The sequence below is a fragment of the Pseudomonas sp. 91RF genome, from assembly GCF_003576265.1.
In the GTDB taxonomy this organism is placed as follows: Bacteria; Pseudomonadota; Gammaproteobacteria; order Pseudomonadales; family Pseudomonadaceae; genus Aquipseudomonas; species Aquipseudomonas kribbensis.
Genome location: NZ_QWFC01000020.1, coordinates 68484 through 94214, shown reverse-complemented (window position 1 = coordinate 94214; position 25731 = coordinate 68484). Strand labels below are relative to the sequence as shown.

25 protein-coding genes are annotated in these 25731 nt (G+C 58.8%); 12 read left to right on the top strand and 13 right to left on the bottom strand.

Annotated features, from left to right (window positions below; all coding sequences use genetic code 11):
• Positions 1-393 precede the first annotated feature (393 nt).
• Complete coding sequence (locus DXT77_RS08735; RefSeq protein WP_007935965.1) at positions 394-798, bottom strand: TraR/DksA C4-type zinc finger protein; 405 nt, start codon at positions 796-798, stop codon at positions 394-396.
• A 411-nt stretch (positions 799-1209) separates the two neighbouring features.
• Here DXT77_RS08735 and DXT77_RS08730 point away from each other — a divergent pair, with 411 nt between their 5' ends.
• Together DXT77_RS08730 and DXT77_RS08725 are read left to right on the top strand one after the other, a co-directional pair.
• Positions 1210-1815, top strand: a complete 606-nt coding sequence (locus tag DXT77_RS08730) for a glutathione S-transferase (RefSeq protein WP_119427347.1) — start codon at positions 1210-1212, stop codon at positions 1813-1815.
• 2 nt (positions 1816-1817) lie between these two features.
• Positions 1818-2921 carry a DNA alkylation repair protein gene (locus DXT77_RS08725; RefSeq protein ID WP_119427346.1) on the top strand — a complete coding sequence of 368 codons (1104 nt, stop codon included), beginning with the start codon at positions 1818-1820 and terminating at the stop codon, positions 2919-2921.
• Positions 2922-3278: 357 nt separating this feature from the next.
• Here DXT77_RS08725 and DXT77_RS08715 read toward each other — a convergent pair whose 3' ends face one another.
• The 3 genes from DXT77_RS08715 to DXT77_RS08705 form a co-directional block, all read right to left on the bottom strand.
• On the bottom strand, positions 3279-3593 hold the full coding sequence (locus DXT77_RS08715; RefSeq protein ID WP_256662928.1) for a hypothetical protein: 315 nt from the start codon (positions 3591-3593) through the stop codon (positions 3279-3281).
• Positions 3594-3705: 112 nt separating this feature from the next.
• A complete protein-coding gene (locus tag DXT77_RS08710) occupies positions 3706-4359 on the bottom strand; it encodes a DUF2931 family protein (protein WP_119427345.1) in 654 nt (217 codons plus the stop codon).
• The gene (locus DXT77_RS08705) at positions 4359-5900 is read right to left on the bottom strand and encodes a DUF2235 domain-containing protein (protein WP_119427344.1); all 1542 of its coding nucleotides are present in this window, start codon (positions 5898-5900) and stop codon (positions 4359-4361) included. The genes DXT77_RS08710 and DXT77_RS08705 overlap by 1 nt, the downstream gene beginning before the upstream one ends.
• A 160-nt stretch (positions 5901-6060) precedes the next feature.
• Between DXT77_RS08705 and DXT77_RS08700 the strand changes: the two genes are divergently transcribed.
• Complete coding sequence (locus tag DXT77_RS08700; protein ID WP_119427401.1) at positions 6061-6420, top strand: hypothetical protein; 360 nt, start codon at positions 6061-6063, stop codon at positions 6418-6420.
• Positions 6421-6488: 68 nt separating this feature from the next.
• On the opposite strand, the gene DXT77_RS08695 is transcribed toward DXT77_RS08700, so the two are convergent.
• On the bottom strand, positions 6489-6851 hold the full coding sequence (locus tag DXT77_RS08695; protein WP_119427343.1) for a DUF6124 family protein: 363 nt from the start codon (positions 6849-6851) through the stop codon (positions 6489-6491).
• 514 nt (positions 6852-7365) lie between these two features.
• Here DXT77_RS08695 and DXT77_RS08690 point away from each other — a divergent pair.
• Entirely contained in the window at positions 7366-7944 is a 579-nt protein-coding gene (locus DXT77_RS08690) for a DUF4337 domain-containing protein (RefSeq protein ID WP_119427342.1), read from the top strand.
• 117 nt (positions 7945-8061) lie between these two features.
• Here DXT77_RS08690 and DXT77_RS08685 read toward each other — a convergent pair whose 3' ends face one another.
• Together DXT77_RS08685 and DXT77_RS08680 are read right to left on the bottom strand one after the other, a co-directional pair.
• A complete protein-coding gene (locus DXT77_RS08685) occupies positions 8062-9300 on the bottom strand; it encodes a DUF2599 domain-containing protein (protein ID WP_119427341.1) in 1239 nt (412 codons plus the stop codon).
• A 50-nt stretch (positions 9301-9350) separates the two neighbouring features.
• A complete protein-coding gene (locus tag DXT77_RS08680; protein ID WP_119427340.1) occupies positions 9351-11039 on the bottom strand; it encodes a DUF2599 domain-containing protein in 1689 nt (562 codons plus the stop codon).
• A 202-nt stretch (positions 11040-11241) separates the two neighbouring features.
• Here DXT77_RS08680 and DXT77_RS08675 point away from each other — a divergent pair, with 202 nt between their 5' ends.
• A complete protein-coding gene (locus DXT77_RS08675) occupies positions 11242-12210 on the top strand; it encodes a LysR family transcriptional regulator (RefSeq protein WP_170931641.1) in 969 nt (322 codons plus the stop codon).
• A gap of 20 nt (positions 12211-12230) precedes the next feature.
• Here DXT77_RS08675 and DXT77_RS08670 read toward each other — a convergent pair whose 3' ends face one another.
• The gene (locus DXT77_RS08670) at positions 12231-12692 is read right to left on the bottom strand and encodes a RidA family protein (RefSeq protein ID WP_114883753.1); all 462 of its coding nucleotides are present in this window, start codon (positions 12690-12692) and stop codon (positions 12231-12233) included.
• A 217-nt stretch (positions 12693-12909) separates the two neighbouring features.
• Here DXT77_RS08670 and DXT77_RS08665 point away from each other — a divergent pair, with 217 nt between their 5' ends.
• Complete coding sequence (locus DXT77_RS08665) at positions 12910-13596, top strand: hydrolase (protein ID WP_085711437.1); 687 nt, start codon at positions 12910-12912, stop codon at positions 13594-13596.
• Positions 13597-13702: 106 nt separating this feature from the next.
• A complete protein-coding gene (locus DXT77_RS08660; RefSeq protein ID WP_119427339.1) occupies positions 13703-14104 on the top strand; it encodes a helix-turn-helix domain-containing protein in 402 nt (133 codons plus the stop codon).
• A gap of 126 nt (positions 14105-14230) precedes the next feature.
• On the opposite strand, the gene DXT77_RS08650 is transcribed toward DXT77_RS08660, so the two are convergent.
• Positions 14231-15466 carry an MFS transporter gene (locus DXT77_RS08650; protein ID WP_119427338.1) on the bottom strand — a complete coding sequence of 412 codons (1236 nt, stop codon included), beginning with the start codon at positions 15464-15466 and terminating at the stop codon, positions 14231-14233.
• A 254-nt stretch (positions 15467-15720) separates the two neighbouring features.
• Between DXT77_RS08650 and DXT77_RS08645 the strand changes: the two genes are divergently transcribed.
• Positions 15721-16125 carry a carbohydrate-binding module family 20 domain-containing protein gene (locus DXT77_RS08645; protein ID WP_119427337.1) on the top strand — a complete coding sequence of 135 codons (405 nt, stop codon included), beginning with the start codon at positions 15721-15723 and terminating at the stop codon, positions 16123-16125.
• An 18-nt stretch (positions 16126-16143) separates the two neighbouring features.
• Here the strand turns inward: DXT77_RS08645 and DXT77_RS08640 are convergent, their stop codons facing one another.
• Positions 16144-17031, bottom strand: coding sequence for a LysR family transcriptional regulator (locus tag DXT77_RS08640; RefSeq protein ID WP_119427336.1), 888 nt, complete (start codon positions 17029-17031; stop codon positions 16144-16146).
• Between the two features lie 133 nt (positions 17032-17164).
• Between DXT77_RS08640 and DXT77_RS08635 the strand changes: the two genes are divergently transcribed.
• Together DXT77_RS08635 and DXT77_RS08630 are read left to right on the top strand one after the other, a co-directional pair.
• Positions 17165-18829 carry a GMC family oxidoreductase gene (locus DXT77_RS08635; RefSeq protein WP_119427335.1) on the top strand — a complete coding sequence of 555 codons (1665 nt, stop codon included), beginning with the start codon at positions 17165-17167 and terminating at the stop codon, positions 18827-18829.
• A gap of 135 nt (positions 18830-18964) precedes the next feature.
• Positions 18965-20587: an MFS transporter gene (locus tag DXT77_RS08630; protein ID WP_085711441.1), complete on the top strand. Its 1623-nt coding sequence runs from the start codon at positions 18965-18967 to the stop codon at positions 20585-20587.
• A 48-nt stretch (positions 20588-20635) separates the two neighbouring features.
• Here DXT77_RS08630 and DXT77_RS08625 read toward each other — a convergent pair whose 3' ends face one another.
• Both DXT77_RS08625 and DXT77_RS08620 read right to left on the bottom strand, forming a co-directional pair.
• Entirely contained in the window at positions 20636-21004 is a 369-nt protein-coding gene (locus DXT77_RS08625) for a DUF427 domain-containing protein (RefSeq protein ID WP_119427334.1), read from the bottom strand.
• Positions 21005-21143: 139 nt separating this feature from the next.
• Positions 21144-22550, bottom strand: a complete 1407-nt coding sequence (locus tag DXT77_RS08620) for a serralysin family metalloprotease (RefSeq protein WP_119427333.1) — start codon at positions 22548-22550, stop codon at positions 21144-21146.
• 279 nt (positions 22551-22829) lie between these two features.
• On the opposite strand from DXT77_RS08620, the gene DXT77_RS08615 reads away from it, so the two are divergent.
• Both DXT77_RS08615 and DXT77_RS08610 read left to right on the top strand, forming a co-directional pair.
• Positions 22830-24773 carry a DNA topoisomerase III gene (locus tag DXT77_RS08615; protein WP_119427332.1) on the top strand — a complete coding sequence of 648 codons (1944 nt, stop codon included), beginning with the start codon at positions 22830-22832 and terminating at the stop codon, positions 24771-24773.
• A 47-nt stretch (positions 24774-24820) separates the two neighbouring features.
• Positions 24821-25324 (top strand): GNAT family N-acetyltransferase, encoded by a 504-nt coding sequence (locus DXT77_RS08610; protein ID WP_119427331.1) that lies wholly within the window; start codon positions 24821-24823, stop codon positions 25322-25324.
• 12 nt (positions 25325-25336) lie between these two features.
• Here the strand turns inward: DXT77_RS08610 and DXT77_RS08605 are convergent, their stop codons facing one another.
• Complete coding sequence (locus DXT77_RS08605; protein WP_085654241.1) at positions 25337-25708, bottom strand: hypothetical protein; 372 nt, start codon at positions 25706-25708, stop codon at positions 25337-25339.
• Between the last annotated feature and the right edge of the window lie 23 nt (positions 25709-25731).

The following is a 25731-nucleotide window of genomic DNA, read 5'->3' as shown; positions in this document are numbered from 1 at the left end:
CAGCACCGCCAGCGGCATGCCCACGAATAACGGCCATTCGCCGAACGTCATCCCGGCCAGCAACAGCATCAGGGCGATGCTTTGCAGGGTCGGCGACAGCCAGCGATTCTTCGGCAAAACAACTGGTGCAGGCAGAGCCGCAACCAGAGATCCATCTCTCGTCATTTTGTTACCCCACGCTTGTTCTCATTGTTGTGACTGCATTAAACGCCACTACAAGGCCATTATCCATGGTCCGTTAGTCGTGGGTCTGTGGCAGGTCAATGGAACGGTGCGGGGATTTGCGGCAGACGAGAAAAAGCAAAGATCGCAGCCTTCTGCCGCTTTAAACAAAAGCTGCAGAAGGCTGCGATCTTTTCGCGACGACCCGCATTGAAGGGGTCGCCTCAGGAATCAGGCCTGACGCTGGTGCTTGTCGATCTGCTCATGACGCTCTTGAGCTTCGATGCAGTACTTGGTGGTCGGGCTGATCAGCAGGCGTTTCAGGCCGATAGGCTCGCCGCTGTCGTCGCACCAGCCGAAGCTGTCTTCCTTGATACGCTCAAGGGCTTGTTCCAGCTGAGGCAGCATGCGCTGGTCGCGATCGATCGCGTTTACCAGCCAGGTGCGCTCTTCTTCCACCGAGGCGGCGTCCGCCGGGTCAGCCGGGGTGTCCAGGCTCTCGATGGCAATACGGTTTTGCTCAATGCGCTCGTGGGTTTCGACTTTCATGTTCTGCAACAGCTCGCTGAAGAAAGCGTGTTGCTCGGCATTCATGTAGTCATCTGCCGGCATGGCCAGCAACTTGTCCTTTGTCATTGATATCTCTATAAAAAAACGTGCATTAAGGCGAATTAGGGAGCGTTCCGGCGAACCGCCTGCGGTCATCGGAAAGGCATCGTTTATTGCAAACGCCACCCGGCACTCAATTTACGAAGGGGCGGCAGTCTAAGGCCCGTTTGAGGCCTCAGCAACTGTAAATACAGGGAATTTGTCCGACAAAGCCCGGAAAGTGCTCTGACACAGGCCCCACGGCGCTCATCGGAGTGCGTTTATAGCAAGAAATTCAGTCGAGCGGCTGTATATAGAAGACAAACGGCGGACGAGCGGCGCTTTGTCGCATTTCTTTACAATCACCGACGGCAAAACCAGCCCGCTCTCGGGACTGACAATCTCCCCAACCTCAGCTACGTTATGCCCTCTCCCCGGTTTGACTTGAAGGAACGCGTCATGAAACTGATCGGCATGCTGGACTCCCCTTACGTGCGCCGCGTGGCGATCTCCGCCAGGTGCCTCGGGATCGAACTGGAACACGACCCGGTGTCGGTGTTTCGCCATTTCGAGCGTTTCCAGCAGATCAACCCGGTGGTCAAGGCGCCGACCCTGGTCCTCGATGACGGTGAAGTGCTGATCGACTCGACATTGATCCTCGACTACCTCGAAGCCCTGTCCGGCAAGACCCTGCTGCCCACCGACCTGTCGCAACGGGTAAAAGCCCTGCGTCTGATCGGCCTCGGCCTCGCCGCCTGCGAAAAAGCCGTGCAGCTCTATTACGAACGCAACCTTCGCCCGGCCGACATTCAATATCAGCCATGGGTCGAACGCGTCGAAGGCCAACTCGCTGCCGCCTTCACCGCCCTCGAACACGAACTGCAAAAACATCCATTGCCCACCGACGGCATCCTCCAGCAGGACGGCATCACCCTCGCCATCGCCTGGAGCTTCACCGACCTCGTCGTTCCCGATCAGATCGACGCCGAACGCTTCTCGCACATCGCCCGATACACCGCCTACGCCGAAGGCCTCCAGGCGTTCATCAGCACCCCGATGAACTGACCATGAGCACAACCGAAACCGCCGCCCCGGCCCTGAAAGAAATCTTCAACGCTGAACGCCTGCAACACATCGCCACAGAAATGAGCGCCGTGTACCCGGCGTTCAAGGCCAAGGCCTTTCTCAAGCACGCCAAGGACGGCCTCGCCGACCTTTCGGTGATGCAACGCATGGCCCGCGTCAGCGAAAGCCTGCACGCCGTGCTGCCTCTGGACTACGCCGATTCCCTCGCCGTACTGCGCGAACTTGCTCCACGCCTGAACAGCGGCTTCGTCAGCATGAGCCTGCCGCACTACGTCGCGAGCTACGGCGCGCACGCATTCGACACTTCGATGGAAGCCCTGAAGTACTTCACCACCTTCGGCTCCTCCGAATTCGCCATCCGCCACTTCCTGCGCAGCGACCTGGAACGCTCGCTGGAACGGATGCACGACTGGACCCGAGACGAAAACCACCACGTCCGCCGCCTCGCCAGCGAAGGCAGCCGCCCTCGCCTGCCATGGTCGTTTCGCCTGGAACCAGTGCAGGCAAATCCGCAATTGGCCGCCGGGATTCTTGACCGGTTGAAGGCGGATGAGAGTTTGTACGTGCGCAAGTCCGTGGCGAATCATTTGAATGACGTAACCAAGGAACACCCGGAATGGGTGCTGGATACGATTGAGGGATGGGCACTGGAGAACAAACACACCGCGTGGATTGCGAAGCATGCGTTGCGGAACTTGATCAAACAGGGGGATGTGCGGGCGCTCACTGTTATTGGTGCGGGGGCCAAGGCTGAGGTTGAGTTGCTCGATGTGAAGGTCGAACCGGCGGTTGTGCGGCTTGGGGACACGATCACTTTGTCATTCACCGTGCGGTCGTTTGCGCCGGTGGAACAGCGGTTGGTGATTGATTATGCGATTGACTATGTGAAGGCGAATGGCGGGACTTCGGCCAAGGTTTTCAAGTTGAAGACATTGGAGTTGGCGGGGTTGGGGAGCGAGGTGGTGGCCCGCAGGCAAGTAATCAAGGATTTCACCACGCGCAAGCACTATGCGGGGGAGCATGCGGTGCATGTGATGGTTAATGGGGAGCGGTTGGGAAGTACTGCGGTTGACATCAATTGCTGACGGACTGAAAGATTCTCTCTGACGCTGCTCTCGGAAAAATAACAAGAGGACCTGGCCATAAAGCTAAAACAAATAATCGATTGCTTTTTTAAATATGCGATTGAACAGAGAAACCCGTACAACAGCTTCCCCCTGACCACTGAAGTCGATGAGTTTGGCGGGCCATATATTGAAATTTCCGACTCAGGAAAGCTGGCTATCGTTGCACGAGATCGCGGTTATGAAGTATTGAGAAAAGAGACAACATCACCAGAAGAGCTGGCTAAATGGGTGTATGACATGTTCAACAAAAACACATAATGGGACAGATTTATTTTCGAGAAGCAGATCTGCTTTCTTCCTACTACGAGGCCGGCTTCAGGAGGAATAAAATGTCAAACCATCAAGATCAATCTCGGCGTATCCTCCAGCATCCTCCTTGTAAAGCAAGACCCTGCACACTCCCAGTTCGGATCGTAAGAACTCGACAAGCTTTCCAAGGTTTTCGTTTTTAGACATTGAAGTCGGACGCACTACCGTTGCCTGTCCGGGCTCGTCATCGTAAACCCTAACCAGAAACACATCATCTCCGCTCTGCATGTCGTAGTTATAACCACGGTATTCATATCCGAGTTCATGGTCGACATCATCAAAGCGAGTAGATTTCACTATTTTCAAAACAGCATTCCGCATTCGGACTCCATAGAGGAGTCGCATCATAAAGCGATTTATTCAAAGAACGGGGACAGTTTTCTTTAAGCACCCACACTCTTTACTCGCCTCATCCCTTCCCAACTTCGAAGAATTACCAACTGCCATATGGAATACCAAATTCCTCAATATAGCGTTTAGCTTTTTCATTGACTGGATAGGCGTAACGCCCTTGATTCTTGCCTTGACTTGGCCCCAACGGCTCAACCTCAGCTTGGGCCCTAGCCACTTTGACCGGGTGATGACAAGAGTCTCTAACCCACACTTGCACAACTCCGCCCGGCGCCAACCCCAGATAAACCGAAGATATATAGGTAGCCGTTTGCTCCGGCGTTTTCGCGCATCTCTGGTTGACCGACGTCAGCATCAGTTGCCTGGCTTCCTCGGGTATATCCACCCAAACACGATAGGTTTGTGGCTCTACGATAGATTGCCAGCGAACGAAGATTCGTTTGGGAAGATCCGCGCCTACCACTGCTTTCGCAGAACTACCTACGCCGTGCCAACCTTTGGCGGACTCTGTGCCATCCTCTGGTTGCCCGCCCGACGCCGATCCAGCGCCTGTGTGCAGGAACGTTCTTCCTTTGATGTCTTCCACCGAAGTGTCTTCCACCCAAACCTTCATGTAGCGAGGTTCAGTGAAACCCAACTCCCACCAAGGAGATTTTGGATCGTTCTTCGCTGAAAGCGGGTCTGCAGAACAACCGGCAGCGAGCAAAGTGCACAGCAGGGTTACAAGTAGCTTCATTACCAAAGCGTCCAATCAGGTACGTGCGGGTGTTTTACGCGAATTGCATCTGACGTGGGAGCGTTGATGTAAACCGCTTTTACGCCACTTCCATCCCTTCGGCCGAGCGGGTGGTTCCAGTTGGCCGAAGTATGAATGTACTTGAACTTGAGGATTTGCTCCTCTTGCGGGGTCGTGCTGTAGTCGCCAGAGACAAAACGATCAGACAACGCTTGAAGCTCTGCGGGAATGGAAAAGTCGGGTGTCTCAGGAATGTCGTTGAAGCGAACACCTTTGGCTTTCGCCTGCTGATGCATCACGCGCAGGCACACTCTCGATAGCATTCCACTCACTGTGCGTTTGAGCTGAACGGCGGCGTAGACACGCTTGGCGCGAGGGCTCAATCGGTCCAGCGGGCTATTGGGCATCACAAGTGCAGGTGGCGTTACGATTTCCAGCATTTCAGAAGGCCAGCCATTAGCAAGCCACTGATTTTTGACCGTTACCGCATCCTGATAAATCGAAGTGCTGACGACATCAGTATTAAGCGACACCTCAAGCATTTGCATGGGGCTGACAAGTACACATTCTTCAGCTTCCTCAAGGTATCCCCCACCAATATCAGAATGCACGCCGGGCAACACAATCTCCTGGTGATCTGGTGTTACTCGACTGAGGGCAAAGTTCCCCCTGCATTCATCACGCGCAACCAACTGGACGACATCGGTGAAATAGCGTCGATCCAGGTAGAGCTTGATACCTGTCGCAATCGGGCTTTTGATGTCGCCCAGATTGGACCAGCCAGCAATCGAAGGAACGGTATCGAACAGCCCTATGAAGCCCATATTGATATCGCTTTTATATTGATCGCTGAAAGTCGAACTGAAGGCATCAGCATTGCTGCGAAGGATTTCTCCCAATGGACCTTGTTTGCCCCGGACGACCTCATTTGCAAAGTGCCGAGCGGCTGCCGCACCGCGACTGAAGCCGAAAGTGTCGAACGTCAGGGAGACAATTTCACTACCCGGATTCTCGTCCAGCGCTTCCTTGATACGCTGCTTGATCAATACAAACGAAGATTGAACCCGCCCCGCAACACCTGTTTCGCCGCGCCCGGTTCCTGCTCCCAAAGTGCTGTCTTCTTGACCTGAACGGGTACCGATACCTTCAACATACACCATGCGAAAAGCACGTTTTCGCGCCCCCTCGCCTTCAGCTGCCTCAGGAGTGTCATATAGATCACTGAGCTTCTTGATGTTGCTGACATCATTGCCATAACTACTATCCGGATCACTCATATACGGCTTGCAACTGGCATCGATATCTTTAGCCGCAATCGGATGATGAGCGCCGCACAGAAGTCCGGCCGCAGCGTTGTTGGCATTGTTCCCCGTACCATCGAAGAACACTCCGATCCGCAGGGCTATGCCGATTTTTTCAGGCGCACGCGCAGGCTCTTTCCCATGTTTCTCATACTCAGCCCAACGCTGGGCATGGATATCGACGGGTTTGGTGCCTGTGTTGCGATAGTTTTTAGGCGGGTTGGGAATGTAGCCACTCAATCCTTGATTCCTTGTTCTGATCCTTTGAGAACGGGCTGGAGGGTGACAGTCGAAGCGAGGTGACGCAAGGCGTGGCCCTGTGCCAGCGCTTGGCTTCCTGCAATGGTGGCGCCACGCCCCGAATGATAAGGTTCAGCCTCAAAATCACGGACGACACCTCGTGCACAAACGATCTCTTGCTGCAGCAGCGATAACCTTCACCATCAGTCTTTCCGCTCTTGCCTCTCCTGTGCCGCAGGAAGAGCTCGAAGAGTGCCAGCGAATAGAAAACTCGGCCAAACAGGTCATGAAAAGCAGGCAGCAAGGCGCGCCCATGGATTCGGTGTGGGAACTGGCCGAAGCGGCAGGCAAGCAGAGCGAGTATGTGGGTGAGTTGTTCAAGGCGCTGATTCGCGAGGCGTACGCGATTCCGCAGTACTCAAGCGAGAGCTTGCAGCAGAAAGCGATCAGCGATTTCCATACCAATTTCTACAAGGCTTGCATCGTGACGGCGGAAAAGCGAGCCGGCGCAAACGGCTGAGCTCATCGAACAAAAAAAGGGAGCAGATTCAGGTAATGGATCTGCTCCCTTTTACTTGAGGGCGGCCTCTACGCTTTCAGTTCTACCTTATCCAGCGCCTCATTCACGGCCAACCCCGCGACCATGACCACTTGCGCGATGCCCAGAGCAGTCCTGCGATGTGCAGGCTCAAGGATGGCGGCGAAGTTGCTGAGCATTTCGCTGGCGGAATCGAGGGATTCGCTGGCGTTGGCCAACAGCGATTCGCTGTTGTAGGCGGGGTTGGCCAGAAACATGGGGTCGTGTGTAGTGTGACTGCCCATGATGCGTTGTTGCGGGGTCAGGTAATGGTCGAGGGCGCGTTCGGCGGCTTCGTTCAAGGTTCTGGAATCGGGGAATTTGTAGGGTGAGACAGGATCGGTTTCTGGTGGATTCGGTGTTGGTTTGATCATGGTGAAACTCCTGATTTTGATTAGGAGCTACCAGCATCACTTGCAGATGATGGGTGGCAGCCAAGTGCGGGTCTGCAAGACCGGGAAACCAGGCACCCGGCAGACCCGAGGGTCTCCCGCACAAAGCCGCCATTGAGCGGACACAAACGAGCGTCCTTTTGGCAGGGCTGAGCGACTGGTTTTTCCGGCGGGCTTGCAGACCCGATCACTGATGAGCAGTGACGGGAATCAAGTTACGGATGGAGCCCCAGACGCACAAGCCGGCGGATTCTGTCTTAGGTGTAGGGCGTGGCGCAAGGCGTTGTGGGCATCGGGATGTGACGAGGCGCACCTCATAAACAGACCACGTGTTTCGTGTTTAATGTCTGACAAAAGAGACTGTTTCGCAGTCCGACGGGAATACGTCAATCAGCTCGTCCGCTTTCATCCAGACACTGCCAGTCCCCTGTGTCTAAAAAATCGGCCACCCTGCATAATCCGCGCAAATTCCTCCATCAACCCAAGTCCGACCGTCATGCCTGAAGAGTTCGAAGTCCCCAGTCCTCACGAGCAACACGTTGAACACACCACCCATCATGCTCACGCAAAAGGCGATCGCTTTGCCAGCAAGATTGCAGTCATGACGGCGATCATGGCGACGGTCGGCGCCCTGATGAGCTATCAGGCCGGTTCGACGGAAAGTGAGGCGGCCATGGACAAAAACAACGCCGCCATCCAGAAGACCGAAGCCGCCAACGAGTGGAGTTATTATCAGGCCAAGTCCAGTCGGCAGAACCTGTCGGAGCTGGCCAGCCATCTTCCGGGGCTGGATTCCGCTCATTACGTTGCCGAGGCGCGGCGCTATGCGGAGCAGAAAGACGAAGCCCGCAAAAAGGCGGAAACACTTGAGCTGCAGGCGCGAGAGTGGGACGAGAAGTCAGAGCAGCTCCTGCACCAGCATCACCGCTGGGCCCAGGCCATGACCGCGATTCAAATCGCCATTTCACTGGCGGCCATCACCCTGTTGACGCGTAAGGAATGGCTCAGACGCGTCTCGTTTGGGGCGGCGGGTTTGGGGGTCATGCTGGGTTCGCTGGCCTGGTTGCATATCTGAGTGGGTGGTCCGACGTTTATCGGTTGAAGGGCGTTGCACCACAAGAAGCCCTGTCTTGAAAATCCGGTCTCCCGATACCTCAGGCATCGGCAGACCGGACCCCACCCTTCAACAACCTCAGAATGGATTACACCGCTGCGCCACCGCCGTCGCCTGATCCACATACGGCCGCGCAGGCTCAAGGTTCCACTCCGGCTTGTTCCTCACAGGCTTGCCATCAAACGTCGCCGCCAGGTGACAAACCATCTGCCGGCGCAATGACCCGCCGTTGACGCTGTACATCCGCCATTGCTCGTCGTCCTTATGTTTGTTGTACAGCTCGGCAAACATCCGGTCGGTCTGGTCATCCTTGATCGCGCGCCCGCAAGCGGTCGGCACGACTTGCAGTGACCAGGTTTTCGGTCCGAGTTTCGGGTCGTCGCGCTGGGCCCAGGTGCTGGACTCGATGTACTTGTCGCAGAACTGCTGGGCCGGTGGCGCTGCGGTCTGGATGCAGGAGAACGTGGCTTTGCCGTTGGGGGTTTTCGGGAAGTCGATCTTGACGACGTTGCGGTCCTTGCCGGTCTTGGCTTTGTAGTCGCGCTGATTGGCCAGGGCGTCGTTCAGGCCCCGTGAGTCGCTGTAGAAAAAGGCCAGGATCGGCAGCTCATCGGTCTTCGGATTGCCCAGACGCAGTTCGGTCTGGGTCTGGAATTCACGGGTGTTGATGACGCGCCGGGCGCCCATGAAGTTCTGGAAGGCGTTGACCCGATCCTGGCTGCTCATCGGGTTGCGCATGTTGAAACCGCATTGCAACTGGTCTTGCTGGCGGTTGTTGTTGAACTTGGTGAAGTGCGCGACCCAGGCATTGACGTTGGTGATCGGCGGGGCCATGGACTGGCAGACCGCTTCGGTCTGGCTGGTGTTCCTGTTGTTGCCGCAACCACGGTCGTCGCGAAAGTCGGTCCAGGCATCGTTGGGAAACGCGCAATAGACGTGCACCGGAGTTTCCGGGTCGCGCACCATGTCGACCGGGGTGATGATGTAACCGTTCTGGGTGCTCATGCCGGGGTCTTCATAGCTGATGCCATCGGCCCGCATGTAGGACGCGGCGAACGTGCCCAGTTCTACCGCTTTGGGGCTGGGGTTCCAGACATCCCACTTCTGCCCTTTGGCCGGATCAGCGCGATGAGTGCCACGAATCAGCAAACCCGAACAGTCCGATGCCGGGTCTTTGCCGCAACTGGCGGTGGTGTTGTTGTATAAGGTTTCAACGCGTTTGAGCGTGTCTGCGCACGATTCGGCACTGGCCGAAGTCGCCTGCAGTAACAACGGCAACGCAAGCAGCGGGACGATCCTGTTCCAGCGTTCTTTCATGACGTGTTTCTCCCTGATTGTTCTGCTCGACTTCTTTGTTTGAAACTGAGTTAACGCGCCACCGGATTGCACCCCGCCGCCCGGGTCTCGGCGTCCGAAAGCGCAGGCCGGAAGGGTTCAAGATTCCACGGCGTCTTGGCGCGGTAATTCACCAGCACGCAGTTCAATTGCTGGCGCATGCTGCCGGCGGATTTCTCGTTGCTGCGCCAGTTGTCATCAGCACCTCTGAGGGCGAACAACTGCTGGTACAAGGCATCGATCTGCTCGTTGGGCAAGGCGCGCCCGGCGGCGGTCGGCACGACGCTCAAGGTCCACTCGTCCTGACGGGTGCCCGGGTCGTAGCGTTTGACCCAGTCGGCGGATGCAATGTACTGCGGCGTCTTGGCCGGTAGCGGGTTGCATCCGGCCTTGGCGGCTTCCTGAGCAGTGACCACTGGGCGGAACGGTTCCAGGTTCCACTCGGTTTTGCCCGGGTAGTTCTGCACCAGACAACTGAGTTGCTGACGCATGCTGCCGGGGGATTTTTCGTTGTCGCGCCACTGGCTGTCGGCACCGCGCAGGGAAAACAGTTCCTTGTACAACGCTTCCTGATCGCTGGCCTGAATCGCCTTGCCCTGAGCGGTGGGCGTGACGTTGAGCGTCCATTCGTTTTTGCCGGTACCGGGATCGTGGCGTTCGACCCAATTGGCCGACGCAATGTAGCGAGAGGTCATAGGAGCGGGCTGGCCATTGCCGGCAACCGACAGATCGATCGCCTGATCCGCCGCGACATAGCTGAAACGCTGCTCCGGCGGCTTGGTGAAATCCAGCCGCAGGATCGGCACGCTGTAACCCTGAGCCTGGAGTTTCTTCTGGAAATTGCGTGCACTGTTCAGGCCGTTTTCCGGTTTGGGTGGCGCCTGATCGCCGCGCGTGGCGAAGTTCTGCGTGCTGTTGACGTTGTAGATGAAGGCATCGATGTACTTCATGTTTTCGCTGCCGTCGTTGGTGGCCGACGCGTTCTTCAACATGAATTCGTTGACCTGCGCACTGAAGGCGAAGGGGTCTTTGTTGGTGGTGTTCACCCGCGATTCGTGGACGCGGATCATCGCGTTCCAGTCGCTGGGTTTTTCCGCATTCCAGGAACACTGGCTGTACTGGATCGGCCCTTTCATCAGCCCGGTGTATTTGCTTGTCCACTGCTCGGCGGTGCTCACGCCCGCTTCTGCGCAGGTTCCGTAGGCCAGTGCGGCGTTCCTGTTGTTCATCGGTGGTTGGGCGGCGCGCGGCGGTTCGCGGCTGTCGAAAAAGCCGCAGCCATACCACTTGCGTTCCGGCCCGGTGCCGCCATCGAAAGCGTAGATGCAAGTGAAGCCTTGTTCCTTGACCGGCAGCTTCAACGCCGCCGCATCGGTAGGTGTGCGCAGGATCAACCCGGCCGGGTGAATGAGGATCCGCGTGCTCAGATCCTTGCGAATCCACGAGTAGGACGTCGCGCCGATCTTGATCGCGTAAGGGCTGTAGTCCCACGGGTTGAACGGCCCGTCGTTGACCATGCGCAGGGTCACGCCGCTGCAGTAGTAATGCCCGCGAGCGGCGCCGGTGTCGGGCTCCTGGCAGGAGTCTTTGAGGGTGTTGTAGTTGCGGTTGATGCGGTTCAGGGTTTCCAGCGGATCAAGCGGTGGCTGGGCCGCCACGGCGCTGAATGCCAGAGGCAGAAACAGGCTCAGGATAAAAGGCGAACGAACGGCTGCACGCATAACCGACACTCCTTGTCGTGCGAGATGACACTTCCATGAACAGCAGCGTAGTAAGCCCAACCCTGACGGTCAAACCGATCGGGCTATCAGGCCCACCGCAGCCAGCGGAATACCCGTTTTCAAGTAATCACCGGAACAATACGGCTGCTTCACCCCCACCTCTTCTCGTATCATCACCGCCCTCGCATCCGGAACGAACTGTGTGAAATCGCCAACTGAAAAGGCTCTGACTCCCCCTGACGGGAAAAAGTGGGACGCAGGCGAGGCTGCCAGCCAGCTCTCGTGGGACGACTTGCGCATCATCAAGACGCTCAGTGATTGCGGCAATCGTTCGGCTACGGCCAAAAAGCTTGGCATCAATGTATCCACCGTTTCGCGCCGGATTACTCAAGTTGAGCGCACGCTCGGTGTCGCGCTGTTCGATCACCGCAAATCCGGTTATCTGCTCACCGCCGAAGGTGCTGAACTGCGCGCACTCGCCGAGCGTGTGGAGCTGGACATCGTCAGTGTCACGCGGCGTGTTTCACGTTCAGGTCAGGGCCCCCTCGGAAAGCTTCGAATTACCACCAGCGACTCGCTGCTGCTGTACTTCTTCACTCCCATCATCGCGGACTTCAAGGCTCTGAATGAAGGAATCACCATCGAGGTGCTGGTGGGCAATGAAACCCTCAGCCTCGCCCGGGATGAATCGGATATCGCCATTCGAGCGACGAGAAAACCCGCGGAAAGCCTGGTGGGCCGCAAACTGGCAAACATTGCCTGGGCACCTTACTGCTCTGCCAGGCAGATGACTGACTCGCCCCTTTTCGAAGAGGGCCAGGCATGGGTGTCCTACTCCGCAGCGCTCTGCGGGCTGAGGGCAACCCGTTATGTCGAAAGCAGAGTCGCTGCCGAGCGCATCGCGTACCGCACCGATTCCGTTGCAGCGGCAAGCGTGGCCATCGCGGCGGGCCTGGGATATGGATTCCTTCCCTGCATGCTGGGCGACATCACTCCAGGCCTGGTACGTGCCGGGCCAGTGGTGCCAGAGCTTCAGGATGAATTGTGGCTGCTGACTCACCAGGACATTCGAAAATCGTGGCGGGTCAAGGCATTCATGACCTTCTGCGCGGCTGCCGTGGCCAGTCAGAAACCCTTGGTCGAAGGGCAGTCGATACTCCCGGTCATCTAAATAGAAACCGGGAGTGCAGCTCAGATGTTTCGCGCGCCAATCACCGCCTTGCATGCGATCTCGATCAGTTGCGGACGCTGGGCAAGTCTCGACACGCCAATGATATTGCTCGCGCACTGAGGCCGCTCAGTGCCATAGGCAGCCTTGCGCACTTTGCCGACGACCGCGAACGCAGCATCCATATCCAGCACGTAAAGCGTTTCCTCGACAACGTCTTGCAGCGTTGCGCCATACAAGGCGAGCAGCTTCGAAATGTTGTCGTAAGAGACCCGCATCTGTTCTCCCATCGAAGAGAAATCACTGGGTTTTCCGTCGGCATTCAGCGGCGCCGGGGCGACCAGATTACCTTCTTCATCGTGGTTGAATTGGCCTGATACGTAGATCTCGTTTCCTGAGCGCCGCGCCTGCGGATAGCCATAGGCCTCTTCCCAGGGAACGCCCCAGTAGGCGGTCTGCTTGTTGAACGGTTGTGTAGCTGCCATTGCATTCTCCAGCTCATGAGGGATCGGTCTGATCCGTATGTGTGGGCGAATGCTAGCAGCGCTAGCACGCATTCGATGGCGCAAAAATGAGCCCTCAGGAGCGCAAACGTGCGCCACCATTAAACATTTTGTTTCGTTATCTTTTGCTCGCCCTCAGCAATGACGCTGAGGAATGTACTTGTGCGACTGAACAACATAGAGCCGAAAGGAAACAAGAATGAACAATCCTAAAACTGAAGTCCTGACTCCACTGAACAGCCAACTGATCTTCATCGACCACCAGCCACAGATGGCCTTCGGCGTGCAGAGCATCGACCGGCAAACGCTCAAGAACAACACCGTTGCCCTGGCCAAGGCAGCGAAGATTTTCAATGTCCCCACCACCCTCACCACGGTTGAGACAGAAAGCTTCTCGGGTCACACCTATCCCGAACTACTCGCCGTGTTTCCGGACGCCCCGCTGCTGGAGCGCACCTCCATGAACTCCTGGGACGATCAGAAGGTACGCGACGCACTCAAGAAAAATGGTCGCAACAAGATCATCGTCTCCGGTCTGTGGACCGAGGTGTGCAATGCCACCTTCGCCCTGTCGGCAATGAACGATGCCGGCTATGAAATCTATATGGTCGCAGACGCCTCCGGCGGCACCACCAAAGAGGCCCACGATTACGCCATGCAGCGCATGATCCAGGCCGGTGTCGTACCGGTGACCTGGCAGCAGGTGCTGCTGGAATGGCAACGGGACTGGAAGAACCGCGCCACCTACGACGCCGTGATGGAACTGGTCAGGGAACATTCCGGTGCCTACGGCATGGGCGTCGACTACGCCTACACCATGGTGCACAAGGCGCCTGAGCGCGTTCAGCATGGCCCCTCCCTGGCGCCTGTCGCCGCGTCTGTCTGAGCCATCGCCGGCCCTTGCCCAGGGGCTGTCCAGACTTGCAAAGGGTGCGCTGTCGACTGAGTCGAGTCAGCCGCGCGCATCCTGTTACCTGAACTTCCGGATGTGTATGAACATGGATAAATCTACCGTGCTGGCGACGCTCACCCTGACTTCGACGGGACAGCTCAAACCCTGGCAGATAAGGACTGCCCAAAAACTGATGCTCGACAGGCTGGATACCGGCATTACCGTGACTGAACTGGCCGAAGCCTGCGCATTGTCGCGCAGTCACTTCTCCCGTCTGTTCAAGGAAAGCACCCGGATGTCCCCGCAGCAATGGCTGCGTGAGCAGCGAGTCATGAAAAGCAGAGAACTGATGAAAGGCTCCACGATGCTGCTCACAGAGATCGCACTGGAATGCGGCTTCTGCGATCAAGCTCACTTCAGCCGTACATTCGCCAAAGCTGAAGGCATGTCACCGAAAGCCTGGAAGCAACAAGCGATCAACCCGATTCCGGTCGCGGCTTGAACAGTCAAGCCATCACCAGCGCGCGGGATCGGGACAGGCCAGATCCCGGGCGGTTTTGGCCTGGATATCGATCTTCAATTTGCCGGAGCTCAAGCAAGTCGATACACAAGCGTTGCAGGAGGCGGCTCACCCAGTGTGCACGTACTCCAACGCACCCCGCGACACCGTCTCCGGTACCGCCATCCAAAGCAGCACCAGCGCCGCCATCGCTACCCCTGCCAAGGTCAGGAACGCAGCGCTGTAGCCTGCCTCCTGAACCACAATCCCCGCCAGGCTGTTGCTCAACGCGGCGCCCAGACCGAACACCGTCGAAATCGCCCCGAGGCTGACATTGAAGTGCCCGGTCCCCAGCGTCAGGTCTTTCACCACCACCGGAAACAGCGCGCCGAAAATCCCCGCGCCGATGCCATCGAGCAGTTGCACCGACACCAGCCACCACGGATCGTTGGACAGCACATACAACACACCACGCAGCGGCAGGATCAGGAACCCCGCCAGCAGCAACGGCTTGCGCCCCCACACATCGGCCTTCGCGCCCACCAGTAACGCGACCGGCACCATCACCATTTGCGCCGCGACGATGCAGGCGGAGGTCAGTGGCGTAGCCATCTGCAGATTGGCTTGCGCCAGTTTCTGACTCACCAGCGGCAGCATCGCCGCGTTTGCCAGATGGAACAGTGCGCAGCAAATCGCGAACATCAGCAGCGGCCGGTTGGTGAGCAACACGGAAAGCCCCGAAGGCTGCTTGCCCTGCCCCGCTTCGCTGGGTGAAAGACCTCGGGCGAGATCATGGTCAATGGCTTTGGCCGATACGAACGAGACGGCAATCACACTGGCCAGCGCCATGACCGCCATCAAATAAAACACCGCGACCGGGCCGAACAGATATGCGAACAAACCGGCCAACAGTGCCGCACAGGCGTTGCCGGCGTGGTTAAAGGTTTCGTTGCGCCCGGTTCTGCGCGTAAACGCGCGAGGACCGGTAATGCCGAGGGTGATCGCGCAGATGGCCGGGGCGAAGATCGAAGCGGCAGCGGCACTGATGGCTTGAGTCAGGGCCACGAGGCTGAATGAGGTCACGAACGGCAGCAGCAGACAACTTCCTGTGACCACCAGTGCGGCAATCGCAATCAGCGCCCGTTTGAAGCGTGTGCTGTCGACCAGCGCACCTGCCGGAGTCTGTGTGATGAGCGCGGCGATCCCGGCAATCGTCATGACCAGCCCGATACTTGCCGGCTCCCAGTGGTGAACCGCCAACAGATAAATCGCGAGATAAGGACCGAGCCCGTCACGCACGTCGGCGAGGAAGAAATTCAGGCTGTCGAGGGACAGGTTGTTGCGGCGATCGAGGTGAGTGGCCACGGGAAGCGTCTTCGTTGTCGAGGTTCTGCGTGATGACTCAACCTCTGCAAATCGAATGACCTTTTGCGGGGGATTTTAGTTGCATGGACCGGAGGGTTGAATTTTCCGCCCAAGGCTGCGGAGTTCAGGCGAAATTGACGAACGTCGAGCGACACTATCGCCAAGTGCTCTAAAGGACTGTCAGTTCTGTCAGGTTACTCGCCGTTTGGCCGGGCTTACGCTGGCCTCAACGACAGTCAATCGAGGCGTTCAACATGTTCCGGATTCGTCATCCAGTGCCAAAGGGTGTTCTTTTGTTGGCGATGCTGAGTTTGATCGGCAATGCACAAAGCACCGTCACGTTTACTTATTTTCTTCCGGTGGACTTTCAGTGCAATAACGGTGTGACAACGCCAGGATATAGCGTCTATGTGGTGGGAGCCCGCCCCGAGTTGGGGGCGTGGGATGTGACCAAGGCAGTGAAACTGGCACCGTCTGCTTATCCGGCCTGGACCGGTTCAATAAAATTCACCGGAGCCAATCCCGGTGATGTCGTGGAATGGAAGTGCATCATCCGCAATGAGACCAACCCCAACGACGTGCAGAAGTGGCAGGCCGGGGCCAATAATCAGGTGACACTGGCGTTCAAACCGACGCCCACCAGCGTCGGCACACTTTGAGGCTGCGCAACTGGGACCTCAGAGGTTGAGCAACAACCCCTGCTCCGCCTCACACAACCCCACCACATAATCCCAAACCACTCGCAACCGCACCGACTTGTGCAACTCCCGCCGCGTACTGATCCAGTAACTGCGCTCGATACTCTCGTCCGGCAGCAGTGCCACCAGATCCGGATCGGCCGCCGCCATATAGCAAGGCAGCACCGCGATCCCCAGCCCCGTACGCGCCGCCTGCTGCTGGGCGATCACGCTGGTGCTGTGAAATACCACGCGCGGATTGCGGCAGAAGCTGTTGAGAAACATCAGCTCCTGACTGAACAGCAGATCATCCACATAGCCGATCCACGCATGCCGGCCAAGATCCTCGCGGGTATGCAGCGGCGGCGCATTGTCGAGGTAAGCGCGGCTGGCATAGAGGGCGAGCCGGTAATCGGTGAGTTTGCGGGTGACCAGCATGTCCGCCGCCGGCCGTTCCAGGTGAATGCTGATTTCCGCCTCGCGGTTGAGGATGCTGACGAAGCGCGGCACCGCCACCAGTTCCACTTCCAGCCCCGGATAGCGTTCGAACAATCCGATCATGCGGCTGGCGAGGAACATGATGCCCAGCCCTTCGGTCACGCCGACGCGGATCTTGCCAAGCGGCGCGGTGGACTGGGTGATTTCTTCCTGGGCCAGCAGCGCGACGTTTTCCATGGCTTCGGCGTGTTTGAGCAGCGCCTCCCCCGCCGGGGTCATTTCATAGCCCTGGGCCTGCTGGACGAACAGCGCGGTGCCGAGGCTTTTTTCGATGGCCTCGATATGTCGGGCGACGGTGGCATGAGTGGTGTTCAGGCGGCGTGCGGCGGTAAGCAGTCGGCCGCTGCGCTGCAATTCGAGAAAGAACCGCAGGTCGTTCCAGTCGAACATGGCTTGTCCTTGTCGGCTATCGTCAGGGAGTGCTGTTTGAAAACGCACAGCGGCTGCGCAAAAACTAACATTCTTTTGACGAAAGCTAACAACTAGGATGACTGACAACAAAAACAATAAGCGAGGTCAGGGAATGCAGACTTCCCTCGATGAATTCGATTACATCGTGGTCGGCGCCGGGCCGGCCGGGTGTTTGCTGGCCAATCGGCTGTCGGCGGATCCGCAGCGGCGCGTGCTGTTGCTGGAGGCTGGCGGGCGCGACAACTATCCGTGGATTCACATCCCCGTGGGTTACCTGTTCTGCATCGGCAATCCGCGCACCGACTGGTGCTTCAAGACCGAAGAACAAGCGGGCCTTAACGGCCGCGCGTTGAGTTACCCGCGTGGCAAGGTGCTGGGCGGCTGTTCGTCGATCAACGGCATGATCTACATGCGTGGCCAGGCCAACGACTACGACCGCTGGGCCGCCGAGGGCAATCCGGGCTGGGCGTGGAACGACGTGCTGCCGCTGTTCAAACAGAGCGAAAACCACTTTGCCGGCGCGGCGGATTTCCATGGCGACAAGGGTGAATGGCGGGTCGAACGCCAGCGCCTGTCGTGGCCGATTCTCGATGCATTCCGCAGCGCCACCGAACAGAGCGGCATCGCCAGCATCGATGACTTCAACCAGGGCGACAACGAGGGTTGCGGCTACTTTCAGGTCAATCAGAAGGCCGGGGTGCGCTGGAATGCGGCGAAGGCGTTTCTGAAGCCGATTCGCGATCGGGCCAATCTCACGGTGCTGACTGAAGTTGAGGTGGACCGCGTGTTGTTCGAAGACGGCCGCGCCTCGAAGGTCAGCGCTCGTTGGCAGGGTCAACAAAAGAGCTTCAAGGCGCGCAAGGAGATCGTGTTGTGCGCCGGCTCCGTGGGCTCACCGAGCATTCTGCAACGCTCCGGGATCGGCCCGCGTCCGCTGCTGGAAAAGCTCGGTATCGGCGTGGTGCATGAGCTGCCGGGTGTCGGCGGCAACCTGCAGGATCACCTGCAACTGCGGCTGATTTACAAACTGGAAAACGCCCGCACCCTCAACCAGATTGCCGGCAGCGTGTGGGGCAAGATGGGCATGGGTTTGCGTTATCTGTATGACCGCAGCGGGCCGTTGTCGATGGCGCCAAGTCAGCTCGGCGCGTTTGCCCGTTCGGGGCCGGAACAGACTTCGGCCAATCTCGAATACCACGTGCAGCCGTTGTCGCTGGAACGTTTTGGCGAACCGCTGCACAGCTTCCCCGCGTTTACCGCGTCGGTCTGTGATTTACGGCCACAGAGCCGAGGCCGCATCGAAATTCGCTCCGCCGATCCGCAAGCAGCGCCGCTGATTCAGCCCAATTACCTGAGCCATCCCGAAGACCTGCGCGTGGCCGCCGACGCGATCCGCCTGACCCGGCGCATCGTCAGCGCACCGGCCCTGCAAGCCTTCAACCCGGTGGAATACCTGCCCGGCGCCAGCCTGCAAACCGAAGAACAACTGCACGAAGCAGCGGCGAAGATCGGCACGACGATTTTCCACCCGGTCGGCACCTGCCGCATGGGCAATGACGCGGACGCCGTGGTCGATGCGCAGTTGCGGGTGCATGGCGTGCCCGGCCTGCGGATTGCCGATGCGTCGATCATGCCACGCATTACCTCCGGCAACACGTGTTCGCCTACGCTGATGATTGCTGAAAAAGCGGCACAGCTGATGCTCAACCCTACACCTGTAAACACAACCCCTGTGGGAGCGAGCCTGCTCGCGAATGCGGTCGCACATTCAACATAGATGTTGACTGAAAGGACGCCTTCGCGAGCAGGCTCGCTCCCACAGTTTTGCACCAGGCAAAAAAGGCATCGCGCATCACCCGGACACGCAACACCAGTGGAAACAACAAAAACAATCACTGTGAGGGATACCGATATGTCAGAACACGCTCAGCCGCTGGACGCCGTGCGCAGCACGGACGCCGGCTCCGATACCCGAAAGGTCATCTTCGCCTCGTCCCTCGGGACGGTGTTCGAGTGGTATGACTTCTTTCTCTACGGCGCCCTGGCTGCGGTGATCAGCAAGCAGTTCTTCGCCGGAGTCAACGACACCACGGCGTTCATCTTCGCGCTGATGGCGTTTGCCGCAGGCTTCATTGTGCGGCCGTTCGGGGCGCTGGTGTTCGGTCGGTTGGGGGACATGATCGGGCGCAAATACACGTTCCTTGCGACCATTATCCTGATGGGCGTAGCGACGTTCGCCGTGGGCCTGCTGCCGACCTACGCCAGCATCGGCATTGCTGCGCCGATCATTCTGGTGGTGCTGCGCATGCTTCAGGGCCTGGCCCTCGGCGGCGAGTACGGCGGAGCCGCGACTTACGTGGCGGAGCACGCGCCGATCGGCAAACGGGGTTTCCATACGAGCTGGATTCAATCCACCGCGACCCTCGGCCTGCTGCTGTCGCTGCTGGTGGTGCTCGGTTGCCGTTACTTCACCGGTGACCAGTTCGAAGTCTGGGGCTGGCGCATTCCGTTCCTGCTGTCGATCGTGCTGCTGGGCATTTCCACCTGGATTCGCCTGAGCCTGCACGAGTCCCCGGCCTATCTGAAGATGAAAGAGGAAGGCAAGGCCAGCAAGGCGCCGATCCGCGAATCCTTCGGCAAATGGGAAAACCTCAAAGTCGTGCTGATCGCCCTGTTCAGCATCAACGCCGGGCAAGCGGTGACCTTCTACGCCGCGCAGTTCTACGTGCTGTTCTTCCTCACCCAGTTCCTGAAAATGGACCCGGCGGTGGCCAACAGTCTGCTGATCATCAGCGTGGTGATCGGCGCGCCGTTCTTCATCATTTTCGGCTGGCTGTCGGACAAGGTCGGGCGCAAACCGGTGCTGATGCTCGGCCTGCTGCTGGCCACGGCGCTGTACTTCCCGATCTTCAAATCCCTGGCCCACTACGCCAACCCGGCCATCGACCATGCCAGCCAACAGGCGCCGATCACCGTGGTGGCCGACCCGGCCACCTGCACCTTCCAGTTCGACCCGGTGGGCAAGGCCAAATTCGACAGCCCGTGCGACAAGGTCAAGACCTTCCTGGTCAAGCAGGGCCTGCCCTACTCCAGCGTCGCAGCGCCCGCCGGCAGCGCGGTGCAGGTGAGCGTCGGTGATGTGAAACTCGACGGTTTCGACGAAGCTGCCCTGCGCGGCGCAATCACCCTCGCCGGCTACCCGCAACAGGCTGACATGCAGCAGATCAACAAGCCGATGATCGTGGCCCTGATCGTCGCCCTGATCATCATCTCCGCCATGTGCTACGGCCCGCTCGCGGCGCTGATGGTCGAGCTGTTCCCGACCCGCATCCGCTACACCTCGATGTCCTTGCCGTACCACATCGGCAACGGCTGGTTCGGCGGTTTCCTGCCGACCGTGTCGTTTGCGCTGGTGGTGTACACCGGGGATATTTTCTACGGGCTGTGGTACCCGGTGCTGATTACCGGGGTGAGCCTGGTGGTGGGGATGATCTGCCTGCGTGAGACGAAGAATATCGATCTGGACAAGAACTGATCCTGAAGCCTGTGGCGGGGGTTTCACACCCTCGCCACAACCTGTCTGTCAGAGCTCCGTCCCCAGCAATTCAAACTTCACCTGATCGGGATAGAACGCAACGTAATCCTTGATCTGGCTGACCGAAATCTTCGGATGTTCATACGTCCACACAGCGTTCGCCCCTTCATGACCGGGCACCTGCAGACTGAAATAGTTGGCGTCGCCCTTGTACGGGCAATAACTCGTATGGTCGGTGCGGGCGAAGTATTTTTCGTCGATGTCTTCGCGGGGGATGTAGTAGACCGGCGGGTAATTGGCTTCGAGTAACACCAGTGCGCGGGCCGAGGCGGCGACCTGGATGCCATGGAACTTCACCAACACACAACCTGGCTGCTCGGCGATGGTGATGACGGGGCTGGGACCGGAGGTTTTCATCGGTTTCTCCTGACTGCGACGAAGGGAGCGCTTCAGGTATAACCCATGCGGCGCGATCACGTCGGGTTCGCAGCCGAACGGCTTTTTTCGCCCATAAAAAAACCGCAGCCGGTAAAGGCTGCGGTTTTCCCGTTTCAGATCAGGCGACGATATCGGTCGACACGGCCTGCCCCACCACGCCCACCGCGAAGTCCACTGAGCCCTGGCCGGTCAGGTCGATCATCAGGCTGGTCTGGTTGGTCTCTGCGAAGTAAGTCAGGATCGCGTCACCCGCGTGGCCGGTGAAGCCGCTGACGAAGTTCAGCGTGGCCGCGCCGGTGGCAAACCCGGCGATGCCCGACAGGTCGATCTTGTCCAGGCCGCTGGTGAAATCCATGATCCAGTCCGGCGCGGTCATGGTCGAGTCGCTGGCGGCGCCGAACACGAAGGTGTCCGCACCTTCACCGCCCCACAGCGTGTCAGCGCCGCCACCGCCGTAGATGATGTCGTTGCCGGCACCGCCAATCAGTTCGTTGGCTGCACTGTTGCCGATCAACAGGTCATTGCCCGAACCGCCGATGGCGTTTTCCACGGTCACGCCATAAGCGATGGACACGTTGCCCACCAGACCGCCGACGTCGGAGAACGAACCTTCGTTGAGGTTGATCTTCTGGTTCTGGCTGAAGCCGGAGAAGTCCAGGGTGTCGTTGCCGCCGCCGTCCCACACCGAGAACACCACTTTGGAGGTGTTCGAAGTAGCGCTGTAGTAGTCGCGGCCGGCGTTGGAGTTGAAGCCGTACACGGTGTCATCGGCACGGGTTTCGAGGTTGGCCCCGTAGAGTTTCTGCACGGCGACGATGTCGTCCAGCAATGGAGCCGAAGCGTAGGCGCCGCTGCCGTCCTTGCTGAAGTTCTGGTCGGTGTTGGCTTCGCTCCAGTAGCTCATCAGGCTGTAGCCACGGGTGTCTTCGGCGTACTTGGCGTCGTTGTAGGTCGGGTTGCCGTTGCCGGCGTTGTAGGCACCCGGGTGCGACAGGCCGAGGGTATGGCCGATTTCGTGGGTCAGGGTCTGACGCCCGTAGTTGTTGGTGTCCGGGGTTTTGTTGACCTGGTATTGATCGTTGATCAGGTACCACGACTGGCCGTCATAGCTGCTGCCCTGTGGCAGGTAGGCAAACGCCGCGCCGCCGGTGCTGACGTCGTAGTTGCCGAAGGTCATGTGGCCGTCGCCGCCCTTGCCTTCGGTGAAGGTGACTTTGGCCACGTCCGACCACGATTGCATCGACAGCACGGCCTGGGCTTTCTGCTGGGCGCTGAACTCGCTGAAGTTGCCGAGTTTCGGGTTGTAGTTCGACGGTTTGTCGGTCAGGAAGGTGTAAGTCAGATCAATCTTGCCGTCGGCATTCTTGTCCTGCCACGACATGCCCTTGCGCAGGATTTCGTCGGCGGCCTGGTCGGCGGTGAACGACGGTTTGCCGTTGACGGTCCCGGTGCCACGGTCATACAGGTGGCTGAAGGTGTCGACCGCGGTGAAGGCACTGCTGGCCTGGGAGGAAGGTTGAGACATGGTGTACGTCCTTGTTGCTGAAGAGTCAGTGTCAGACAGTAAAACGGCGATCTTCTGGCGAGATCGTCCTGTCACTCGCCCTGTTGAGGCGATCCGAACCTGACACAGTGCCGGGCGCGAGCGCCATTCAATTTCTCGATAGCGTCCCCGATTGCCCCGACGCAAGCTGTCATGACCGGCAATCCTTTTATCTGTATATCCATACAGATAAAAGTTGCCCCGACGCCCGACTCAGGCCATTCTGTGCGCCTCTTCGGGCAATGATCGACGACGGTGGTTATGCGGCTGTACCTCTGTGAAAAACCTTCCCAGGCCAAGGATATTGCGGCCGTACTCGGTGCCAGGCGCCGGGGCGATGGCTGCTGGCTGGGAACGGATGTCACGGTGACCTGGTGCATCGGCCACCTGCTGGAAACCGCTCCGCCGGACGCCTACGACGCCCGCTACAAGCGCTGGGTGCTGGCGGACCTGCCGATCATCCCGGACAAATGGAAAATGACCGTCAAGCCGCGCACTGCCAGTCAGTACAAAGCGGTCAAGCGCCTGCTCGGCGAGGCCAGCGAGCTGATCATCGCCACCGACGCCGACCGCGAAGGCGAAATGATCGCCCGGGAATTGGTGGAACATTGCCGCTATCGCGGGCCGATCCGCCGCTTGTGGCTGTCGGCGCTGGACGAAGCATCGATCCGCAAGGCATTGGCGGCGTTGAAGCCCGGCGCCGAAACCTTCAGCCTGTATCACTCGGCATTGGGGCGTTCCCGGGCGGACTGGCTGATCGGGATGAACATGAGTCGCCTGTTCACCCTGCTCGGCCGGCAATCGGGCTATCAAGGCGTGTTGCCGGTGGGCCGGGTGCAGACGCCGACCCTGCGATTGGTGGTGGATCGCGACCGCAGCATTGCCGATTTCATACCCGTCGCTTACTGGGCCATCGATGTGCAACTGCTGCATGACGGCACGGCGTTTACGGCGCAATGGCGTGCACCGAACGATGCCTGTGACGATCAGGATCGCTGCCTCAATCAGGCCCTCGCGCAGCAGGCGGCTGCGGCGATCAGCAGCGCCACCAGCGCCCGGGTGGTCAAGCTGCGCACCGAGCGCATACGCGAAGTGGCGCCCCTGCCCTTCGATCTCGGCACCTTGCAGGAAGTCTGCTCGAAGAAACTCGGCCTCGGCGCCCAGGAAACCCTCGACATCGCCCAGGCCCTTTACGAAACCTACAAAGTCATCACCTACCCGCGCAGCGATTGCGGTTACCTGCCCCTGAGCCAGCACAGCGAGGCGCCGGGGATTCTCGCGGCGTTGCGTCAGGCCGATCCTGGCCTCGACGCCTTGCGCGATCATCTGGAGCCGCAGCGCCGCTCCCGTGCCTGGAACGACGCCAAGGTCAGCGCCCACCACGGCATCATCCCCACCGCCGCCGCGAAGAATCTCGAACGCCTGACCGGCAAGCACCGCGCGGTCTACACGCTGATTCGTGCACGATATCTGGCGCAATTCCTGGCCAACCACGAATACGATCGCACCCAGGCCGATTTCGATTGCGCCGGTGAGGCCTTGCGCGCCGTCGGCAAACAGATCATCGAACCGGGCTGGAAACGCGCGCTGCCGGAAGCATTGGCCTCGGCCAAGGGCCGTGAAGCCCCAGCGCCGCAAACCTTGCCGACGCTGAGCCAGGGCGCCGAATGTGCTATCGCTGACGTGAAGCTCAAGGATCTGTGGACGCAGCCGCCCAAGCCCTACACCGAAGGCGATTTGATCAAGGCGATGAAGAACGTCGCCAAACTGGTGGAAGACCCGCTGCTCAAGCAGAAACTCAAGGACACCACCGGGATCGGTACCGAAGCGACCCGCGCCTCTATCATCCAGGGCCTGCTGGATCGCGGTTATCTGGTGAAGAACGGCAAGGCATTGTCCGCCACGCCCGCCGCGTTCAGCCTGATCGATGCGGTGCCCCGGGCGATTGCCGATCCCGGCACCACCGCGATCTGGGAACAGGCGCTGGACATGGTGCAGAGCGGCGAAATGAGTCTGGAAGAGTTTGTCACCAAGCAGGCCGCGTGGATGAGCAAGCAAGTGACCCGATGTGCCGGCCTGAGCCTGACCATCAGCGGCCCGCCGCCTGCCGGCAAAGCCGCTGCACCGTGGAAGAACAAGCGCAAGACCACCCGGCGCAAAACCACCAGTACCGGCAAACGTACGGTAAAACCGGCAGCCAAATAGCCCGTTGCGCGCTACTGTTTCTGCAGTGATTGTCAGGAGGCAGCGGCATGTCTGTCATCGAACTGCGCGTCGCCCGGCGCGACGAACTGGACACCATCGAAAACCTGATGCAGTTCTACACCTACGACTTCAGCGAGTGGCTACCGCTGAAGCTGGGCGGGCATGGTTTCTTCCCGATCCAGTTGAAAGACGATTACTGGCGCCAACCGGCAACCCGGCCGTTCCTGATCCACGTCGACGGCGAACTGGCGGGGTTCGTGACCGTCGATGACCACATCCTCATTGAAGGCGCCGACTACAACATCGGCTATTTCTTCGTCAGCCGACGCTGGCGTGGCCAAGGCGTCGCGCAGTTTGTCGCCTCTGCCCTCTTGAGCCATTTGCCCGGTCAATGGCAGATTTTCCATGTCGACGCCAACCTGCCCGCACAGCGGTTCTGGGCCGGGGTCATCCCTGAGGTGAGCGGCGGCGACTTCACTCGCCAGCAGAAAACCGTGGACGGTTACCCCTGCACCTTCTACGGCCTGCGCAGCCCTTCTCACGCTGCCTGATCGGCCCTTTTCTCATTCCAGAATGACTTTGTCCGACAATATGTAGTGAGCAAAAATAATCACTACAAAACCGTTGACGGCGTCGTTTGGCTTTTGCATGATGCAGACGTCTCCCCGATCGGGAGCACTGGCAACACGCTTGAGCAAGCTCGTCTGACCGCCGAGCTGTTTTTTCCGGATACACGCTGCCCACAAGGCAGATTGAAGAAGCTGACCTGGCCTGAACGTCCAGTACAAGGACGAGAAGCGCTGGCGAAAATTCTCAAGACGCTTGTGGTCGACCCTGAAAACGTCGTCAAGGAGCCTCCCGGTTTTCGCTGCTTCTCCTCGTTGTGACGCTATTGCGTAGCAGTTATTCAACACGACTACATGCAACAGACGCATGACCCCGTACTTCACACGGGCGA

What these genes read in the sequence shown, in the direction of transcription:
- DXT77_RS08735 (WP_007935965.1), bottom strand. Translation starts at nt 798, where the DNA reads ATGACAAAGGACAAGTTGCTGGCCATGCCGGCAGATGACTACATGAAT.
- DXT77_RS08730 (WP_119427347.1), top strand. Translation starts at nt 1,210, where the DNA reads ATGAAACTGATCGGCATGCTGGACTCCCCTTACGTGCGCCGCGTGGCG.
- DXT77_RS08725 (WP_119427346.1), top strand. Translation starts at nt 1,818, where the DNA reads ATGAGCACAACCGAAACCGCCGCCCCGGCCCTGAAAGAAATCTTCAAC.
- DXT77_RS08715 (WP_256662928.1), bottom strand. Translation starts at nt 3,593, where the DNA reads ATGCGGAATGCTGTTTTGAAAATAGTGAAATCTACTCGCTTTGATGAT.
- DXT77_RS08710 (WP_119427345.1), bottom strand. Translation starts at nt 4,359, where the DNA reads ATGAAGCTACTTGTAACCCTGCTGTGCACTTTGCTCGCTGCCGGTTGT.
- DXT77_RS08695 (WP_119427343.1), bottom strand. Translation starts at nt 6,851, where the DNA reads ATGATCAAACCAACACCGAATCCACCAGAAACCGATCCTGTCTCACCC.
- DXT77_RS08690 (WP_119427342.1), top strand. Translation starts at nt 7,366, where the DNA reads ATGCCTGAAGAGTTCGAAGTCCCCAGTCCTCACGAGCAACACGTTGAA.
- DXT77_RS08685 (WP_119427341.1), bottom strand. Translation starts at nt 9,300, where the DNA reads ATGAAAGAACGCTGGAACAGGATCGTCCCGCTGCTTGCGTTGCCGTTG.
- DXT77_RS08680 (WP_119427340.1), bottom strand. Translation starts at nt 11,039, where the DNA reads ATGCGTGCAGCCGTTCGTTCGCCTTTTATCCTGAGCCTGTTTCTGCCT.
- DXT77_RS08670 (WP_114883753.1), bottom strand. Translation starts at nt 12,692, where the DNA reads ATGGCAGCTACACAACCGTTCAACAAGCAGACCGCCTACTGGGGCGTT.
- DXT77_RS08665 (WP_085711437.1), top strand. Translation starts at nt 12,910, where the DNA reads ATGAACAATCCTAAAACTGAAGTCCTGACTCCACTGAACAGCCAACTG.
- DXT77_RS08660 (WP_119427339.1), top strand. Translation starts at nt 13,703, where the DNA reads ATGAACATGGATAAATCTACCGTGCTGGCGACGCTCACCCTGACTTCG.
- DXT77_RS08645 (WP_119427337.1), top strand. Translation starts at nt 15,721, where the DNA reads ATGTTCCGGATTCGTCATCCAGTGCCAAAGGGTGTTCTTTTGTTGGCG.
- DXT77_RS08640 (WP_119427336.1), bottom strand. Translation starts at nt 17,031, where the DNA reads ATGTTCGACTGGAACGACCTGCGGTTCTTTCTCGAATTGCAGCGCAGC.
- DXT77_RS08635 (WP_119427335.1), top strand. Translation starts at nt 17,165, where the DNA reads ATGCAGACTTCCCTCGATGAATTCGATTACATCGTGGTCGGCGCCGGG.
- DXT77_RS08630 (WP_085711441.1), top strand. Translation starts at nt 18,965, where the DNA reads ATGTCAGAACACGCTCAGCCGCTGGACGCCGTGCGCAGCACGGACGCC.
- DXT77_RS08625 (WP_119427334.1), bottom strand. Translation starts at nt 21,004, where the DNA reads ATGAAAACCTCCGGTCCCAGCCCCGTCATCACCATCGCCGAGCAGCCA.
- DXT77_RS08620 (WP_119427333.1), bottom strand. Translation starts at nt 22,550, where the DNA reads ATGTCTCAACCTTCCTCCCAGGCCAGCAGTGCCTTCACCGCGGTCGAC.
- DXT77_RS08615 (WP_119427332.1), top strand. Translation starts at nt 22,830, where the DNA reads ATGCGGCTGTACCTCTGTGAAAAACCTTCCCAGGCCAAGGATATTGCG.
- DXT77_RS08610 (WP_119427331.1), top strand. Translation starts at nt 24,821, where the DNA reads ATGTCTGTCATCGAACTGCGCGTCGCCCGGCGCGACGAACTGGACACC.
- DXT77_RS08605 (WP_085654241.1), bottom strand. Translation starts at nt 25,708, where the DNA reads ATGCGTCTGTTGCATGTAGTCGTGTTGAATAACTGCTACGCAATAGCG.